At 36.0% G+C, this 15632-nt stretch carries 19 protein-coding genes; 10 read left to right on the top strand and 9 right to left on the bottom strand.

What is annotated here, in order from left to right:
- Nucleotides 1-453: 453 nt before the first annotated feature.
- Entirely contained in the window at nt 454-1176 is a 723-nt protein-coding gene (locus tag K5Q07_RS01070) for an MIP/aquaporin family protein (protein WP_220729197.1), read from the bottom strand.
- Nucleotides 1177-1836: 660 nt separating this feature from the next.
- Here K5Q07_RS01070 and K5Q07_RS01065 point away from each other — a divergent pair.
- On the top strand, nt 1837-2406 hold the full coding sequence (locus K5Q07_RS01065; RefSeq protein WP_054606988.1) for a TetR/AcrR family transcriptional regulator: 570 nt from the start codon (nt 1837-1839) through the stop codon (nt 2404-2406).
- 32 nt (nt 2407-2438) lie between these two features.
- On the opposite strand, the gene K5Q07_RS01060 is transcribed toward K5Q07_RS01065, so the two are convergent.
- Entirely contained in the window at nt 2439-2951 is a 513-nt protein-coding gene (locus K5Q07_RS01060; protein ID WP_220729196.1) for a type 1 glutamine amidotransferase domain-containing protein, read from the bottom strand.
- A 174-nt stretch (nt 2952-3125) separates the two neighbouring features.
- Between K5Q07_RS01060 and K5Q07_RS01055 the strand changes: the two genes are divergently transcribed.
- Entirely contained in the window at nt 3126-3728 is a 603-nt protein-coding gene (locus tag K5Q07_RS01055) for a DUF3862 domain-containing protein (RefSeq protein WP_220729195.1), read from the top strand.
- 32 nt (nt 3729-3760) lie between these two features.
- On the opposite strand, the gene K5Q07_RS01050 is transcribed toward K5Q07_RS01055, so the two are convergent.
- The 4 genes from K5Q07_RS01050 to K5Q07_RS01035 form a co-directional block, all read right to left on the bottom strand.
- Entirely contained in the window at nt 3761-4042 is a 282-nt protein-coding gene (locus tag K5Q07_RS01050; RefSeq protein WP_054606991.1) for a hypothetical protein, read from the bottom strand.
- Between the two features lie 113 nt (nt 4043-4155).
- Entirely contained in the window at nt 4156-5190 is a 1035-nt protein-coding gene (locus K5Q07_RS01045; RefSeq protein ID WP_220729194.1) for an NADH:flavin oxidoreductase/NADH oxidase, read from the bottom strand.
- Nucleotides 5191-5276: 86 nt separating this feature from the next.
- A complete protein-coding gene (locus tag K5Q07_RS01040; RefSeq protein ID WP_054605876.1) occupies nt 5277-5531 on the bottom strand; it encodes a hypothetical protein in 255 nt (84 codons plus the stop codon).
- Between the two features lie 62 nt (nt 5532-5593).
- A complete protein-coding gene (locus tag K5Q07_RS01035; protein ID WP_505603307.1) occupies nt 5594-6802 on the bottom strand; it encodes an MFS transporter in 1209 nt (402 codons plus the stop codon).
- Nucleotides 6803-6975: 173 nt separating this feature from the next.
- Between K5Q07_RS01035 and K5Q07_RS01030 the strand changes: the two genes are divergently transcribed.
- The 4 genes from K5Q07_RS01030 to K5Q07_RS01015 all read left to right on the top strand — a co-directional run bounded on the left by K5Q07_RS01030 (nt 6976) and on the right by K5Q07_RS01015 (nt 10278).
- Entirely contained in the window at nt 6976-7197 is a 222-nt protein-coding gene (locus tag K5Q07_RS01030; RefSeq protein ID WP_054606994.1) for a hypothetical protein, read from the top strand.
- 11 nt (nt 7198-7208) lie between these two features.
- Complete coding sequence (locus K5Q07_RS01025) at nt 7209-8231, top strand: SEC10/PgrA surface exclusion domain-containing protein (protein ID WP_220729192.1); 1023 nt, start codon at nt 7209-7211, stop codon at nt 8229-8231.
- A gap of 272 nt (nt 8232-8503) precedes the next feature.
- Nucleotides 8504-9331, top strand: coding sequence for a YdcF family protein (locus K5Q07_RS01020; protein ID WP_220729191.1), 828 nt, complete (start codon nt 8504-8506; stop codon nt 9329-9331).
- A 200-nt stretch (nt 9332-9531) separates the two neighbouring features.
- Nucleotides 9532-10278 (top strand): CAP domain-containing protein, encoded by a 747-nt coding sequence (locus tag K5Q07_RS01015; protein WP_220729190.1) that lies wholly within the window; start codon nt 9532-9534, stop codon nt 10276-10278.
- A gap of 29 nt (nt 10279-10307) precedes the next feature.
- Here the strand turns inward: K5Q07_RS01015 and K5Q07_RS01010 are convergent, their stop codons facing one another.
- Complete coding sequence (locus tag K5Q07_RS01010; protein ID WP_054606998.1) at nt 10308-10721, bottom strand: MarR family winged helix-turn-helix transcriptional regulator; 414 nt, start codon at nt 10719-10721, stop codon at nt 10308-10310.
- Between the two features lie 156 nt (nt 10722-10877).
- On the opposite strand from K5Q07_RS01010, the gene alsS reads away from it, so the two are divergent.
- Nucleotides 10878-12551, top strand: coding sequence for an acetolactate synthase AlsS (gene alsS, locus K5Q07_RS01005; protein WP_220729189.1), 1674 nt, complete (start codon nt 10878-10880; stop codon nt 12549-12551).
- Nucleotides 12552-12583: 32 nt separating this feature from the next.
- Here alsS and K5Q07_RS06860 read toward each other — a convergent pair whose 3' ends face one another.
- Nucleotides 12584-12943: a DUF805 domain-containing protein gene (locus K5Q07_RS06860; RefSeq protein WP_373310015.1), complete on the bottom strand. Its 360-nt coding sequence runs from the start codon at nt 12941-12943 to the stop codon at nt 12584-12586.
- A 124-nt stretch (nt 12944-13067) separates the two neighbouring features.
- Nucleotides 13068-13505 (bottom strand): DUF805 domain-containing protein, encoded by a 438-nt coding sequence (locus K5Q07_RS00995; protein WP_220729187.1) that lies wholly within the window; start codon nt 13503-13505, stop codon nt 13068-13070.
- Nucleotides 13506-13647: 142 nt separating this feature from the next.
- Between K5Q07_RS00995 and K5Q07_RS00990 the strand changes: the two genes are divergently transcribed.
- The 3 genes from K5Q07_RS00990 (at nt 13648) to K5Q07_RS00980 (ending at nt 15613) form a co-directional block, all read left to right on the top strand.
- Nucleotides 13648-14205, top strand: a complete 558-nt coding sequence (locus tag K5Q07_RS00990; RefSeq protein ID WP_220729186.1) for a TM2 domain-containing protein — start codon at nt 13648-13650, stop codon at nt 14203-14205.
- A 116-nt stretch (nt 14206-14321) separates the two neighbouring features.
- Nucleotides 14322-15176 (top strand): NAD(P)H-binding protein, encoded by an 855-nt coding sequence (locus K5Q07_RS00985; protein ID WP_220729185.1) that lies wholly within the window; start codon nt 14322-14324, stop codon nt 15174-15176.
- Nucleotides 15176-15613: an Rrf2 family transcriptional regulator gene (locus K5Q07_RS00980; protein ID WP_220729184.1), complete on the top strand. Its 438-nt coding sequence runs from the start codon at nt 15176-15178 to the stop codon at nt 15611-15613. The genes K5Q07_RS00985 and K5Q07_RS00980 overlap by 1 nt, the downstream gene beginning before the upstream one ends.
- The last annotated feature ends 19 nt before the right edge of the window (nt 15614-15632 follow it).

The following is a 15632-nucleotide window of genomic DNA, read 5'->3' as shown; positions in this document are numbered from 1 at the left end:
TTGTTGTTCTTAGTAAATCGATGCACGACCAAAATTTATTATTATTGGTGTTATGTTACAATTCCACGATTTTTAAGCAATTCTGAAGGTGCATAAATCACTTGTTAGACAAATTCAGGGGCATCTAAAATCAAGTAATCGTATTCTAATAAATAAACTTCTGGAGTTTAATCACGAAGATTAAACAAAGGGAAGGCTAGCAATCTTAACTGTTGAGGATAACGATTAAGTCGTTAACCATCTCTTCGAAGGTAATAATATAACTTTGCCAAAACACTGTCAAAATGGCAATTACTAAACTTTTATCAAATTGTTTTTTACCAAATCCGCAATAAATTAGGCTTTTATTTTTTTAATTAGACATTAAGTTCATTTGATATATTTAAAACTTAACCAAAAATAAAAAAGAGAAGAAAATCTTAATATTTTCTCCTCTTTCTTTGATTCTAATGATTAAAAGACTGTCTTGTACAAAATGGCTGCTAGGGTCGCACCAATGATTGGAGCAACGATTGGCACCCAACTGTACTTCCAGTGTGAACCACCCTTGTTCTTAAATGGACAAAAGGCGTGAACAATTCTTGGCATGATATCTCTAGCCGGATTCAATGCTGGTCCGGTTGGTCCACCAAATGAAACAACCAAACACATTACTAGAAAACCTAATGCGATAAAGTCAGCACGTGGATCTAGTTTATCGGCTGTCATTGCCAATGCGCCTAATACCAATAAGAATGTTCCAATTAATTCGTTAATAAAACCATTTAGGTAGCTGTGAGCTGAATCGATGGTTGCAAAAGTACCAAGGACACATTCACAGTTAGTTGTCTTGTCATAATATGGCTTGTAAGTAAGTACCACCGCAATTTGACCAACCGTAGCACCCAATAGTTGTGCCACAATGTATGGTAATACTTCATGCCATGGGAATTGGTTTGTAAAAGCCAAAGCAAGTGTCATTGCTGGATTAATTTGTGCGCCGGATATTGTCGCAAACATCATTGCGGGAATCATAACCCCAATTCCGTATCCAAAACCAATTAATACCCAGCCACCATGGAAACCTTTAGTCCCCTTTAATTCGACATTAGCAACTGAACCGTTACCCAATGCGACCATGATAGCTGTTCCAATAAATTCAGCGATGCATCTAGTTAATAGCGTGTAATGATCCAAAATTTTCTACTCCTTTATATAAACTACACAGTATTTACTCCATCATCTTTATCTTGCTCAAGTTCTTCCATCCGCTTAATACACGGCAACGCTTCTACAAAAACAACTCAGAGACATAAAAAAAGAGTTATAAGATCTGAATTAACTTTACAACTCCCGCCATAATTTTTCCAAATTTGTATGTAGTAATTTGTTGATAATATGTTAAACCATAACAGTATATCGATAATCTTGTGAAATCGAGCTATTGAACAACGTGTATAACTTTTTAATTATTGTTATTTCTTTAAGATTTTTAAACAATCAAGTTAATATCAAGTCAATAACTCAGCAAAAATAATTATATGACCAGCATCTACATTTTTCAATATCTAATAAGGATTATTTAACTACTTTTTATAGACATTTAACACACGCTTATAATTCAATGATTTAAAGTTAAGTTTAGCTTATAAAATACACCATTTTTATAAATTAATTTTATATCAAATCTAATTAAAAGTTATTTTAAGTTTTTTTGTATAAACTTAATTAAATTTGCAAAAACTTAAGTATTTATTTTTCTAGATAAGATTATAATTATATGTATGGCAAAGATTTAATGTAATTCACATTACTCAGCCCTGAATAGTAAAAATTTATAAGGGGGACTTAATCAGAATGTTTATTAAAAGCAAATCCAAGAAGAGAATCGTAATGTCTTTTCTGAATTTATCGGCTCATCAAGACATTAACACTATTAGTACAAACGACATCATTGAAAACGCAAACATTTCTCGTGGTACTTTTTACAACCACTTCAAGAATAAACTCGACATCGTTAACTTCATCGAAACCAGTATCAGCCATTCTTTAGATGAACAATTCGTTAACGTTGATAAAAATTATGATAACTTTTTCTATATCCTAAGTGAAAAGGTATTCCCAATCGTCTACGACGATCGTGAATACATCAAGGTTCTATACGAATTCTATGAACCTCAATTGTTCTCATTTTTAAGTAGCCACTACTCAAAATTCCTAGTTCCCTACTTTGAACACTACGATGAAAAGAAATATGGCATCCCTAAGTACTACGTGTTAACTTTCTTCTTCAGAGTCATTTTAGATGCAATCATGTCTTGGATTTCACAACCAATTCCATTGTCAGTTGAAGAATTCAAAAAGGTTTTCTACCGTCTAATCAATACTTCAATGACTGAAATTTGTGGCATTGTTATCAGAAGATAAAAAAAGAAGCCTAAACAGGCTTCTTTTTTGTTTTATTTTACAAACTTAACTATTTCAGCATTGAATGCGTCTAAGTCGTCAGGGGTTCTACTTGTAACTAACTTGTGTTTATCATCCACTACGACCGGTTCATCATGAACTTCAGCACCAGCATAAAATAGGTCATATCTGATTGTTGTGTAAGCAGTCAACTTCAATTCACTTGCTAATCCGGTTTGGATAAAGAATTGAGGACCGTGACAAATTGCAAATACCGGCTTGTTAGCCAATAGAAAACGTTTTACAAAATCATTGAAACGATCATCTGCTCTCAACGCATCTGGAGAGCCACCACCAGGTAATAACAGCGCGTCGTAATCGTCGAAGTTGGCATCGTCGATACCTAAATCAACCTTTTGCTTATCACCATGTTCACCGGTAATTGTGTTTCCGGCCATTTCTTCGATAATTTCAACTTGATGACTTGCATCTTCCAATGCCTTCTTAGGTGAAGTTAATTCAGAATCTTCGTATCCGCTGGTAACAATTGCAGCAATCTTACTCATAGATACAACCTCCTTTTTTCTTTCTTCACCACCATGGTATTAGGTAAAACGATTGATTACAAGTTTTTGGTTTGCTAAATTGCATCAGTAAATTATGAATAAATAATTTAAATTATTGATATTTATCACTCTCTTTGATTAAAATACTAATAGAACATATTGAGGAGATATAGTATGAATAAAACTTTTAAGATTTTGCTTGCGCTTTTTACCTGCTTATTAGTATTAAGCGCCTGTGGTAAAAAGAAGGTCGCAAATACCAACGAAACAATCTCAGCACCTAAGCCTTCCCTATCAGATGCTTTAAACACTTCAGGTATCTCATTAGAAAAGTACCAACAAATCAAATACACTGATCAACAATTACACGGTGGTTCAAGCTACAAGCAAGTTGTTAACTTGTTAGGCAAACCTTCAAGAACTACCAACACCAATTTAACCAACAATGCCCAAGCTAAACAATACACTTGGCAAATGGGTGGTAACGCTCAACTACAATACATATTTGTAATTGTTTATAAGAACAAAGTTTTGAGCAAGGGTTACCAACAAAATACAGCTGCTAAGATCCTAAAGAAGCAACAAATTGAAAAAATTAAAAAGAACACCTCATTTGGTGACGTTGAAGCCACTTTAGGTGCGCCACTTTCACAACAAGAAGCTGATGGAATGTCATTTATGACCTACCAATATGACAATTCACACGCCTACAACTTAACCTTTAAGGATAAAAAGCTTAGTGAAAAGCAATCCGTAAGTTTGAATAATAATAACTAATAAAAAAGAACCGATGTTAAATCGGTTCTTTTTTACATGATATCAATATATCCTTCATCCCTTAATGAATCTAATGTTTCCAATAAATCATCGGTACTCATGTTATCTAATTGTTCCAAGAAGTTCTTTTCGTAGGTGTCGATTAAATCATCAAAATAAGACTTAATTGTTTTGGGTTCCAATTGACGATACATTCTCATCTTATCTTCTGGTTTGCGAAGGTCGAATTGATAGTATTGTTGGAATTTTTGAACGTACCATGCCCCCTTTATTTTCGCACGGTATGTCATTATTCTTTCGTCTGTCCAATACATATAATCACCTCATTTTATTCGCTGTAATAGAATAATTATATAACAAATTAAAATTAGATGACAAAATTTTACCATTAAAAAAAGATATCCAAATGGATATCTTTTTTGTTTGATTATTTTTGACCACGTTCATATGAGGCATCGAAGACCTTGAAGTCATGATCGTGTAATTCTTTAGCGGCATCGGCTAGCCAATTGGTGTTACGTAGCAATGCTCTTCCTTCCATAATCAAGTCGGCTTGATTATTTTGTAGGATGTATTCTGCTAAACCAGGGTTATCTAACAAACCAACAGTTGAAACATCAATATCTACCGCTTTTTTTAGTTCAGTGGCAAATGGAGTTTGATATCCATCATGAACTGGGAAATTAGGTCCCTTTGGTAATAATCCACCGGTTGAAACATCAATTAGTTTAATTCCAGCATCTTCTAACCACTTACCAATTTGTTGCCAGTCAGACATGGTGTTTTGTAGCCCACTGTCATCGTAATCAGTTAATGACAAACGAATCCAGACAGGACCAGCAAAGTTAGCCTTTACGGCATCAATCACTTCAGAAACGATGCGGAAACGGTTTTCTAGGCTACCCCCGTATTCGTCAACACGTTTGTTGGAAACCGCTGATAAGAATTGGTTCAACAAGTAACCGTGGGCACCATGAATTTCAACCATGTCCACGCCTGCGTCGCTAGCGCGTTTGGCAGCTTGACCAAATTCTGCAACGATGTTTGCGATATCTTCCTTACTTAGTTCAACTGGTGTGTTGCTATCGTCGCTAAAAGAAATCGCACTTGGCGCAACCGGAACATCTTCGTCGGCAGCCTTTCTACCGGCATGGTTCAATTGAACTCCTACCTTTGAACCTAAGTAGTGAAGTGACTCAACTAATCGACTAAATTCACTAACTTGTTCGTCATTCCATAACCCTAGGTCGTTGTTACTGATACGACCTCTTGGGTCAACGGCTGTCGATTCGGTAATAATCAAGCAAACGCCACTAATTGCACGCATCCCATAGTGAGCAAAGTGAAATGGTGTAGCGATTCCATTTTCACGAATTACCTCATAGGTACACATTGGTGACATCACTACTCGATTCTTAAGATCTAGTCCACCAACATTTGCGGGTGCAAGTAATTTTGACATATTCATCTTCCTTTTGCTTACTTTATGTAAGTTATTATACACGTGTAAACTATTAAACAAAAGAAAAAGGCACCGCCTTTGGATGCCTACTTAGTCAATGCTTTCATTGCGTTATTGAAACAATCAAGTGAACAGTTAATTTCACCCTTGATGATTCTAAACTTACGATCTACATATTCTTGTGTTATTTCGCGCTCATCGGTTTCATTCAAGTATTCCACCAAATGGTCAATGTCACGAATAACATTGCTGTCACGATTGGTTCCATCTAGTGCATTAATGATGTGTGAACGCGTTCTTTTTAATGTTAGTAAATTGTTATCAATTTCTTCTCTAGTCATCGCAATCCACCTCCAAATATTATCCTATTAATTATAATGATGTTTCATCATTTAACAAATATTTAGTTCTTATCGGTTTCAATTGATTTAATGTTCTTACGAACTAGGAATAAGTTAATTCCAGCCAAGATAGTAGTTGCAATGAACACTCCACGATATCCACCAATCAAGACAACGGCCGAACCAATCATCGGTCCCGTTACGTTACCAGCAGCTTGGAAACTTTGGTTCCAACTAAAGACCTGACTGATTCGATCATGTGGACTGTACTTAGCTAGGATTGCTTGAACAGTTGGCAATAGTGCAGCATCGGATATCCCGATTAGAAAACGTAGCGCTCCTAGTTGCCAAACGTTTTGTGCGAATGTCGTTAGGAAGAATACTCCCATTGAAAAGACTAAGCCGAACTTCAAGATTTGATGAGACCCAATCCTATCACCTAGACGCCCGAAGAATGGTGCTACTGATATCATAGCCACCCCGTTAATTGCCTGGATAATTCCAGCGGTTAACGCAATGTTGGTCGATGTTGGATCCAATTGTTTAACGTACAAACTCAAGATTGGTGAGATTGAGTTATTAGTTGCTTGAATAAATAAGGTGGTTAAAAACATTCCAAACAAGATTTGTTTGGTTGGGATTCCAGATAGAAAATGAGGTTGTTTTTCCCCTTTTTCGTGTGGCACCGGTTTGAAGTTTTCATGAACGAAAAAGATACTTAGGATGAATGCTACCAGCATAGCTAAACCAGTAATCAAGAATGTATAACGATAACCAAAAGTATCGGCAATTAAACCACCTATCATCGGTCCGATTAATGTTCCTGATACGTTTCCTGTCGCTAGTTTTCCAGAAGCATGACCAACTTGGCTCTTTGGTGTCTCGGCAGCCACTAAAGCATTGGCATTACTGATGAATCCAGAAAAGACACCTTGCAATAGACGCAAGACAATTAGTTGCCATGCACTGGTGACCAGACTCATTGCACCAATTACAATTGCCATCCCCAAAGATGCTCTAAGTAACATTGGTTTTCTACCATATTTATCAGCTAAGATACCCCACAATGGCGAAACAATCATCTTAACTAGAAATGGAGCTGCAAATGCCATCCCACTGTAGATTGATGTTTGAGTAGCGTTGTAATTGCCTAGTTGACCTATAAACAATGCAATGAATGGACTGATACTACTAAATCCGATTCCGGCTACGAATGTCCCAAACCATAAAACATTTAGGTTTTGTTTCCAATTTATCGCTCGATCACCCAAGGGTGAACTCATCTCCTTATTTTGAAATCTTGACACATAATTTAGAATTATAACACTTAAGTAAATTTACTGAAAATATTAAGTAATTTTTAAGATTGCATCTATAATATTTGAGCTAAATGCAAACTATGATAATATATTCTAAATAAAACTTTCAATGAGGGGTGAAAGAAATGCAACACACACAAAGTTACTTTATGCTTTTTGCATACGGCGTATTTTTATTCGGTGCCATTTGTATGGGAATTGGCTGGTTCTTCTTTAAGCTTCGCGCGATGTCAAATCAACCTGCTTGGGACGGAATCGGTGGAAAATTAATTAAATTTGGTTTATTCATTGTCGTAATTGGGGTAATCCTGGTTGGATTAGCTGTATATTTATTAGGAAGTAAATAGGGGTAAATACTATGAAAAAGACAATTAAAATGATTGTATCTGCTGCATTAATTGGATCTGCAATCGCTTCATCAGCACCTGCTGTAAAAACGCAAGCAAGTTCAACTAAAAAAGAATCATCACTAATTATGAAGTTCAAACAACAAACTACTGATGACGCAATTATCGCAACTACCAAATCCATCAGTAAACTAACTAGCACTGACTTGAATAATTTCATTCCAACTCAAGCAATGCACGTGTCAGGCAACCAAGTTACAGATCCTGGTTCTGATGCTAATTTTGTAACTAAAATTAACTATAGAGCTAAAAAGAATCCTAAAAACGTTATTAAGTTGCCTAAGGGATACACTAATGCTTCCTTAAAAAAAGCAGCAAGTGAAAAATCAATTGGTAACTATAAGTTGCAAGTGGCAATGGGTAAGATTGGTCTAAAAGGACTAGCAATAAACTCATTTACCCCTAGCAAGAAAGATTTAAGTAGAAATGTAAATTTAAACAAGATGACCTACAGTCAAAGAAAAGAACTTACTAAATTTGCATTAAGTGTATTGAATCCAGCTATTAAGCAAGCTAAAGGAATTCAATACAAATCATCTAAAAATACAATTGCCGTTGCCCAAACATTTGCAGATGTTTACAGTAAGGATAATTGGAACAACACCGGCAAAAAGACCGGTCATGACTTAAGAACTAGAGCTGTTGCATCTAAGAAATACAACATTTCAGACGTTGCTGAAGAAAACTACAGTGATAACCCATCATTTGCTTTAACTAGTACTAAGCTAAAAAAGCGTGTAGTTACAATGGCAGCTTTAAAGCATGCTGTATACAATTCAATTGCACTTCAACTATTTGAAGATGGCCCATCATATTGGGGCCATGCTACCGCACTAATGAACTTGGACATTCACAAGAAATACCAACCAAACTATTTCGCAGTTTCCTTCGATAAATTTGGTGGCATTCATTTTGTTATGGTTCCTCACAATAAATTAGTAAATAAGAAATATGTTCCTGGTACACTGGTATAGTGTAAAATGGAGATAAACAAAAAGCTCACAATTATTTGTGGGCTTTTTTATCCTAATAGATAAGGATGATATATATGTACTTTATACCTTTAATATTAATAATATTCATCGGCCTTTTGTGCTGGTCGTTTTATAAGAAAAAGGCATCATTTTGGAATGGATTCTTATTCTTAATGACGGTGTTTGCATTAACTGGAAACGTAATGTTTTTCTCACTTATTAGTAGTAGCAAAATACTACATATAATATTCTTAACAATAGCAATGTTAATCATGATTGGCTTAACGTTAATTTACGCTCTTCATGCTATTTTATTAATTTGGAATGGGATTATCGTCTGGAGAAGAGAAAATCACTCACTAGCCAACCTATTAACGCTAATTATTGGTGTGTTCTTGTTGGTATATCCACTATTGAGTTTTATATTCTTCAGAAAAATCATACCAAAACCATACAATTTGATGCTTGAACACTTCACTGAGTTGGGATCATTCTACATGGTAAGTATCTTCTTGATATTCTCCCTTTCAGTCTGGATTTGTAATTTCTATCGTCCAAAACTAGATAAAGATTTTATCATTGTGCTAGGCGCTGGATTATTAAATGGAAATGAAGTCTCGCCACTACTTGCTTCTAGAATCAATCGTGCAATTGATTTCTATCAAAAACAAGTAGATGTTTCAAAAAAACATCCTCTAATCATTTGTTCCGGTGGTCAAGGTGGCGACGAAACAGTGCCTGAAGGTGTCGCAATGAGAGATTATGTCATCCAACAAGGCGTTAACCCAGATGACGTTATCGCAGAAGACAAATCTGTAAATACCATTCAAAATTTTGCGTTTTCTAAAAAAATTGTCGACCGCTACAACTTGGATCCAAATAACGGTATCTTTGTTTCCAACAACTATCACATTTACCGTGCCACTGATTACGCCAAAAATGCTGGCATGAATATTAGTGGAATTGGCTCAAAGACTAGTGGATTCTTCTTACCAAATGCCATCATTCGTGAATTCATTGCCATCTTAATGAAACACAAGTTAGCTAACCTATTGATAATGATATTGTTCGTAGTGATTGCAGTCGGTAGCAAACTATAATAAAAAAGCATCGAATATCGATGCTTTTTTATTTAGGCCACATAGGCAACAATGCAGCCCAATAGAATGATTCCGACAATCACCATTGCGGCTACCAATAATTTATCTTGTTTCATGATTTTACCTCTTTTTGTAACCATAGTTTAACATTTATCAGATATTATTACTGCTATACTATTATCAACAAAGAAGGTGTATCAATGAAAAAATTCCTAATATTATTAGCCTTATTTTCTACTCTTAACGCCTCAACAGTCGGTTATGAAGCATTCGCTAAGGCTAAGAATACTAAACCATATATCTACAGTGTATCTGACGAGAATAATCATGGTGTCGGGGTCATCAATTCAAAGCACTATGAATATTTATACACTGATTTGACATTTACCAAACATGCAAAAAGATTATACAAACTACAAGATCAACCCGTAACCGTTGGTACTAGTTACCACGTGCAAAAATACAAAAATGGCAAAAAATTCCAAGCAATCTATCAAGCACTGTACCAAAACCGCCAACTAATTGGTTACGCCTGGCACGGTGCGATTCAATTGAATAAGACTGCATCATTTAACCACCAAATGGCGGTTAATACAATTGGTGTTATCAATAATGCCAGAAGTTACAACGGCCTAGCTCCACTTCAATTAGATTCAGATTTGGAAAAAGACGCTAACAACAAGATTACTTCGATTGAAAACAATCCTGTTCCGGCCAACTCTGATAGTGTTGCATACTGGCAATTTAGTGATGAAGACAACTACCGTGGAACCTCACTAAGTTGGCTTCTATACTCAGACATCTCGGATAGTGCGGATCAAAACTACACCAAACTATTAACAGATGGAAACATCACTAAGATTGGGGTTTCCGCCAAAAATACCACCATTTTAAATGGTAAAACCAACCAATCAAATAACTACTATGTCGTTATTGAAACAAAATAAAAAAAACGTTGCTAATCAGCAACGTTTTTTTATTTTTGAATATCTTCTAGATAACTATTAGTTAGCTTCTTCATCGTATCTTCCCAATTGTAGTTGGTACTATCGCAAATCGCATTAATAAAGTTTAACTGTTCAGCTTCAATCTTTTCGATTAATTTTCGTCCATCATCTGTTAAGTAGACGACTTTTTTTCTCTTATCCGACTTCGCCGGTCCAGTAAATACGAGATTACGTTCTCTTAAATCACGACAGGCCACGTTTAGTGCCTGTTTTGAAATATCTAAAATTTGTAATAATTGTTTGATTGTAATCTCATCGATAGTATCAATTGAGAATAACATTTTTTGTTGATTTGAAGTTAGGTTATACTTTGATAAATCGACGATTCGATTTATTTCTTGGTATGCAAAGTAAAAGACCATTAATTTCTTTTTATCGATCATTTTATTCTCCTTTAGGTCAATTAAGTTGACCTTATATAGAATAGTGCTATTATTATATAAAGGTCAATTAGATTGACCTATAATATTATTTACTATTCTAGAGTATCAGAATTCATTCAATCTGTCAGAATTATTTATCATATTTGAGGTGATATTATGGACAAACCCACTACCGGATCAAAAGCTTTGATTCAAAGCATGATCAATCAAAATATTAAATACGTCTTCGGAATTCCAGGCGCTAAAGTCGACCAATTATTCGAAGATTTACAAGACTTCGATGACAAAAGAACGCCTAAATTAGTCGTTACTCGTCATGAACAAAATGCCGCATTCATCGCTGCCGCAATCGGTCGTTTAACTGGTGAACCCGGTGTCGTTGCAGTTACCTCTGGTCCAGGAGTTTCCAACCTAGCAACCGGATTAATCACCGCTACCTCAGAAGGTGATCCAATCATCGCTATCGGTGGCCAAGTAAAAAGAGACGATTTACTACGTCTTACCCACCAAAGCATTAACTCTGCCGACTTACTAAAGAGCGCTACCAAGTCTAGTGTCGAAGTCCAAGATGCTAATAACATTTCAGAAACCTTTTCCAATGCTTATATCACTTCTCAATCACCTAAAAAAGGAGCTGCATTCATCTCAGTTCCTCAAGATGTCTTAGGCGATCAAGTAACCCGTCCAGTAATCGATAAACTACCTAAGATTACTAACGGTAGTGTTGATAAGACTCGCATGAAGGAAATCGCTCACTTAATCGAAAACTCCAAGCAACCGGTTATTTTAGCGGGAATGCGTGCATCAACACCTGAAACCAGTGCCGCACTACACAAATTACTACATAAGTTCTCAATCCCAGTCGTTGAAACCTACCAAGGTGCTGGTGTTATTTCAAAGGAACTTGTTGATAACTACTACGGTCGTGTCAGCCTATTTGATAACCAAATCGGTGATACTATCTTAAAAAACAGTGACCTAGTAATTGCGATTGGATATGATCCAGTAGAATACGAAGCTAGAAACTGGAACCAATCGCACACCCAAGTCATTAACATTGATACTGTTTCGCCGGAAATCACCGCTGAATATCAACCAAGTATCATCGTCAATGCCGACATTGCCGAAAGTATCGATGCCTTAACTGAACACATTGATGACTCATTGGAACTTTCCAAAGAAGTCACTGATCACCTCCACAAGCTACGTGAACACTTCACCGAAACAATCGAAGAAGTTCATGAAACCACCGAAAATGGTTTGCACCCTATCTCAGTTATCCAATCACTACAAAAATTTGTCAGTGAAGATACCATCGTGACTGTCGACATCGGAAGTCACTATATCTGGATGGGTCGTTACTTCAAGACTTACAAGCCTCGTCATCTACTATTTAGTAACGGTATGCAAACCCTTGGGGTATCACTTCCATGGGCAATTGGTGCAGCATTAACCCATCCCGACGAACCGGTCATTTCAATTTCCGGAGATGGTGGATTCCTATTCTCAGGACAAGAACTAGAAACCGCTGTTCGTTTGAACTTAAACATCATCCAATTAATCTGGGTTGATGGATACTACGACATGGTTAAATTCCAAGAAGTGGCTAAATATGGTCATGATGCTGGTGTTAAGTTCGGCTACGTCGATTACGTTAAATACGCTGAAAGCTTTGGTGCTACCGGTATTCGTGCTAATAGCGTCAACGATTTAAGCAGTGCATTGAATCGTGCTAAGGATATCAATGGACCTGTGATCATCGAAATTACCGTAGATTACAAGGACAACATCGAACTAAAAACAAAACTAATTCCAAACGAATTAAACTAAATAAAAAAGAGCTAGATTTTTCTAGCTCTTTTTTATTCGTCTTTACTTGGTAGAATCGATAAGAAAATATCCGATAATATTAATAAAATATCAATCACCTGTATGTACCATGGTAAGTACTTAATTATATATACAAGGGATGACGGTATGATAAACGTAATAATAACCCAATACGGGCTTATCCCAATATCACGAAAACGCCTCACGTATTGAGAAATATTTGGAATAATAGTAAAAATTGAAAAAATCAGATAAATGAATAATCCAATTTTATTGTCTATTTTTTCAATCATAGCAATAATCCCCGTAACAAGTGTTAATCCAAAAAAACTCCACCAAAATTCAGATCTAGTGCTTCTACCTTTAAAATCGAAATATCGTGTCCAATACATTGAAAATCCACTAATAAAGTTTAGCATCGTACCACATCCAAATTTAATTTAACACAATGTTACATCTTAGAAATGATGTACCATTATTAAACAAAAAAGCGGCGAACCGCTCTCTTTTATAACACTATTTTCTATCTTTGCTTGGCATTACTAAAATAATGAAGTTAACGATTGAGATAATAGTAACAATTGCTGATAACCAAATGTTATGTTTGTAACCATCTAATCTAGTTAGAATAAATGGTACTCCATAAGTAATTAGTAAGAACCATGGAGTAACACCAGCATCACGGTAACGACGGAAATGTAATGAGATTGTTGGTATAATAACTGCGATTGAGTAAATAAAGGCGATAGCTAAACCAATAATGGCAGCAAGGCCAAATGACTTAACAGCATGACCTGATAACAATGCTGTAACAATAGCTACACCACCGAATGCTAAACCTAAAATAGCGTAAATGACAGAGTTGATTAAAAATACCCACCAAAATTCTGATCTGGTACTTACTCCACCGAAGTTAAAATACTTTTTCCAAAATTGTTTGTATGCTTTTAACATAATTAAATTCCCCTTTTCTATTTCTAAGTATATATTAATTAATCACTTACAAAAAATCAATTAAAGAAATTATTAAGATTACTTTAAAATGTCTAATGATGATATAATTAAAACTACACAAGATATTTAGGGGGATTTTCATATGAACAATGCCGATATTTTAGAACAACAAGTTTTAGCTGCACGTAAGAAATTATCTACCCAAGAACAACTAATGTTAAATGATTACGTCGAAAATAATTCCGTTAGCCCTGTTGCCGCATGGTTGCTATGGGTATTTTTAGGACAATTCGGTGCCCACCGTTTCCTATTCGAAAAGCCATACGCTGCTTTAATGTTAACCTTAGAAATTATTGGATGGGTTACATCCGTCATTCTAATTGGTTTTGGTTTTCTAAGTGCCGTTTGGATCTGGTGGATTGTAGATGCCTTCTCGATCCAATCATGGTTAAAGGAAAGCCGTCTTCAAGCTGCATACAAAGGAATCAATCAAATCACTGGTAAATCAGTTGACGAATTAAATGATATTAACTACCCTTCATTCAATGGTGCCTCATTTGTAAATTACAAAAACCAACCATTAAACAATCAAACATCATCAGCTAGTGTTGAACCACAACAAAGTAGTGATTCATCAAATGCTCAATCTGTAAATGATACAGATGGTGATTTTACTGACTTCAGCAAACCTCATGAATAATATTTTTAAAGCTTCCAAATTTTCGGAAGCTTTTTTTGTTGCATTATTTTTATCAACCTGTTATCTTATATGTAACATGTTAATTATAAAGTAACAACTAGAAAGGTTGATAGAATATGAAATACGCAATTAGTGCTGTTACCGGTAACTTCGGTAAAGAAGCAATCAAAGTTTTAATGAAAAACGTTCACAGAACAGATATCGTCGCTTTAGCAAGAAATGTCGAAAAAGCTGAAAAGCAACTTCCTGCTGGTCTAGACGTTCGTCCATTCGATTACGGTAACCCCGATCAAATGGCAGAATCATTACAAGGCATCGACAAATTATTATTTGTATCATCACAACCTAACCCTGTTCTACCTCGTATGACTCAACACCAAAACGTAATTGATGCAGCTAAGAAGGCTGGCGTAGAATTCATCGTCTACACTAGTTTCCCACACGCTGAAACTGCTGATAACTTCCTATCACATGATCACACTCAAACTGAAGCAGCTATCAAGGAAAGTGGCATCGCTCACGCATTCGTACGTAACAACTGGTATCTAGAAAACGAAGTAACTGTTTTAAAACCAGCTAGTGAGGGTCAACCATTTGTATACGGTGCCGGCGACGGTCACGTTGGTTGGGCATTAGAATCAGAATACGCTGAAGGTGCAGTTCGTGTTCTACTAAGCAAATCACCAAAAGAAGTATACGAATTTGCTGGCCAACGTCGTACTTACGCTGATTTAGCTGAAGCTTTGAAGAAAGCAACTGGCGAGGATTTCCCTGTCATTTCTGCTTCTGCAGAAGACTACAAAAAAGGCCTAAAGGAAGCTGGATTAGACGATGCAACTGTCGAAATCGTTTCAGACATCCAAGCATTAATTGCTGATGGTCAATTGGATGAAGAAACAAATGACTTAACTGCCGTAATTAGTCATTCACTTACCCCAATTGAAGATGCAATCAAGAAGGTTATCAAATAATGAAGTATTCACATCGTTTAAGTGATGCTGTTCATATTTTGACCTATATTGGTGCTTCTGAAATTGTCGAAGATGATTTATCAAGTCGTGCCATCGCTGGAAGTATCAATTCCAATCCCAGCCTGGTTCGTCGTTTAATGTCGTCACTCAAAAACGCTGGATTAATTACCAGCGAACCCGGCCGTGCAGCCGTATCATTAAGCAAACCAACTTCTGAAATTACCCTACTCGATGTCTACAAAGCAATCGAAGAACCAGATTTATTCCACGTTGATGAAGAAACCAATCAACAATGCCCGATTGGTGCCAACATTCAATCTGCTTTGCATAAGGCATACGATGAGGTGCAAAAACAAGCCGAAGATGAAATGAGCAAGATCACTTTAAAAGACATCGTAAATGATGTTATCGACGGCAATAAAAAAGCACTATCCTAATGGATAGTGCTTTTTTATT

It is taken from the genome of Apilactobacillus zhangqiuensis, from assembly GCF_019656215.1.
GTDB lineage: Bacteria > Bacillota > Bacilli > Lactobacillales > Lactobacillaceae > Apilactobacillus > Apilactobacillus zhangqiuensis.
Note: the sequence above shows the minus strand (reverse complement) of the source record. Positions and strands in the feature narration are given on the sequence as shown.

What these genes read in the sequence shown, in the direction of transcription:
- K5Q07_RS01065 (WP_054606988.1), top strand. Translation starts at nt 1,837, where the DNA reads ATGTTTATTAAAAGCAAATCCAAGAAGAGAATCGTAATGTCTTTTCTG.
- K5Q07_RS01060 (WP_220729196.1), bottom strand. Translation starts at nt 2,951, where the DNA reads ATGAGTAAGATTGCTGCAATTGTTACCAGCGGATACGAAGATTCTGAA.
- K5Q07_RS01055 (WP_220729195.1), top strand. Translation starts at nt 3,126, where the DNA reads ATGAATAAAACTTTTAAGATTTTGCTTGCGCTTTTTACCTGCTTATTA.
- K5Q07_RS01050 (WP_054606991.1), bottom strand. Translation starts at nt 4,042, where the DNA reads ATGTATTGGACAGACGAAAGAATAATGACATACCGTGCGAAAATAAAG.
- K5Q07_RS01045 (WP_220729194.1), bottom strand. Translation starts at nt 5,190, where the DNA reads ATGTCAAAATTACTTGCACCCGCAAATGTTGGTGGACTAGATCTTAAG.
- K5Q07_RS01040 (WP_054605876.1), bottom strand. Translation starts at nt 5,531, where the DNA reads ATGACTAGAGAAGAAATTGATAACAATTTACTAACATTAAAAAGAACG.
- K5Q07_RS01030 (WP_054606994.1), top strand. Translation starts at nt 6,976, where the DNA reads ATGCAACACACACAAAGTTACTTTATGCTTTTTGCATACGGCGTATTT.
- K5Q07_RS01025 (WP_220729192.1), top strand. Translation starts at nt 7,209, where the DNA reads ATGAAAAAGACAATTAAAATGATTGTATCTGCTGCATTAATTGGATCT.
- K5Q07_RS01020 (WP_220729191.1), top strand. Translation starts at nt 8,504, where the DNA reads ATGATTGGCTTAACGTTAATTTACGCTCTTCATGCTATTTTATTAATT.
- K5Q07_RS01015 (WP_220729190.1), top strand. Translation starts at nt 9,532, where the DNA reads ATGAAAAAATTCCTAATATTATTAGCCTTATTTTCTACTCTTAACGCC.
- K5Q07_RS01010 (WP_054606998.1), bottom strand. Translation starts at nt 10,721, where the DNA reads ATGATCGATAAAAAGAAATTAATGGTCTTTTACTTTGCATACCAAGAA.
- alsS (WP_220729189.1), top strand. Translation starts at nt 10,878, where the DNA reads ATGGACAAACCCACTACCGGATCAAAAGCTTTGATTCAAAGCATGATC.
- K5Q07_RS06860 (WP_373310015.1), bottom strand. Translation starts at nt 12,943, where the DNA reads ATGTATTGGACACGATATTTCGATTTTAAAGGTAGAAGCACTAGATCT.
- K5Q07_RS00995 (WP_220729187.1), bottom strand. Translation starts at nt 13,505, where the DNA reads ATGTTAAAAGCATACAAACAATTTTGGAAAAAGTATTTTAACTTCGGT.
- K5Q07_RS00990 (WP_220729186.1), top strand. Translation starts at nt 13,648, where the DNA reads ATGAACAATGCCGATATTTTAGAACAACAAGTTTTAGCTGCACGTAAG.
- K5Q07_RS00985 (WP_220729185.1), top strand. Translation starts at nt 14,322, where the DNA reads ATGAAATACGCAATTAGTGCTGTTACCGGTAACTTCGGTAAAGAAGCA.
- K5Q07_RS00980 (WP_220729184.1), top strand. Translation starts at nt 15,176, where the DNA reads ATGAAGTATTCACATCGTTTAAGTGATGCTGTTCATATTTTGACCTAT.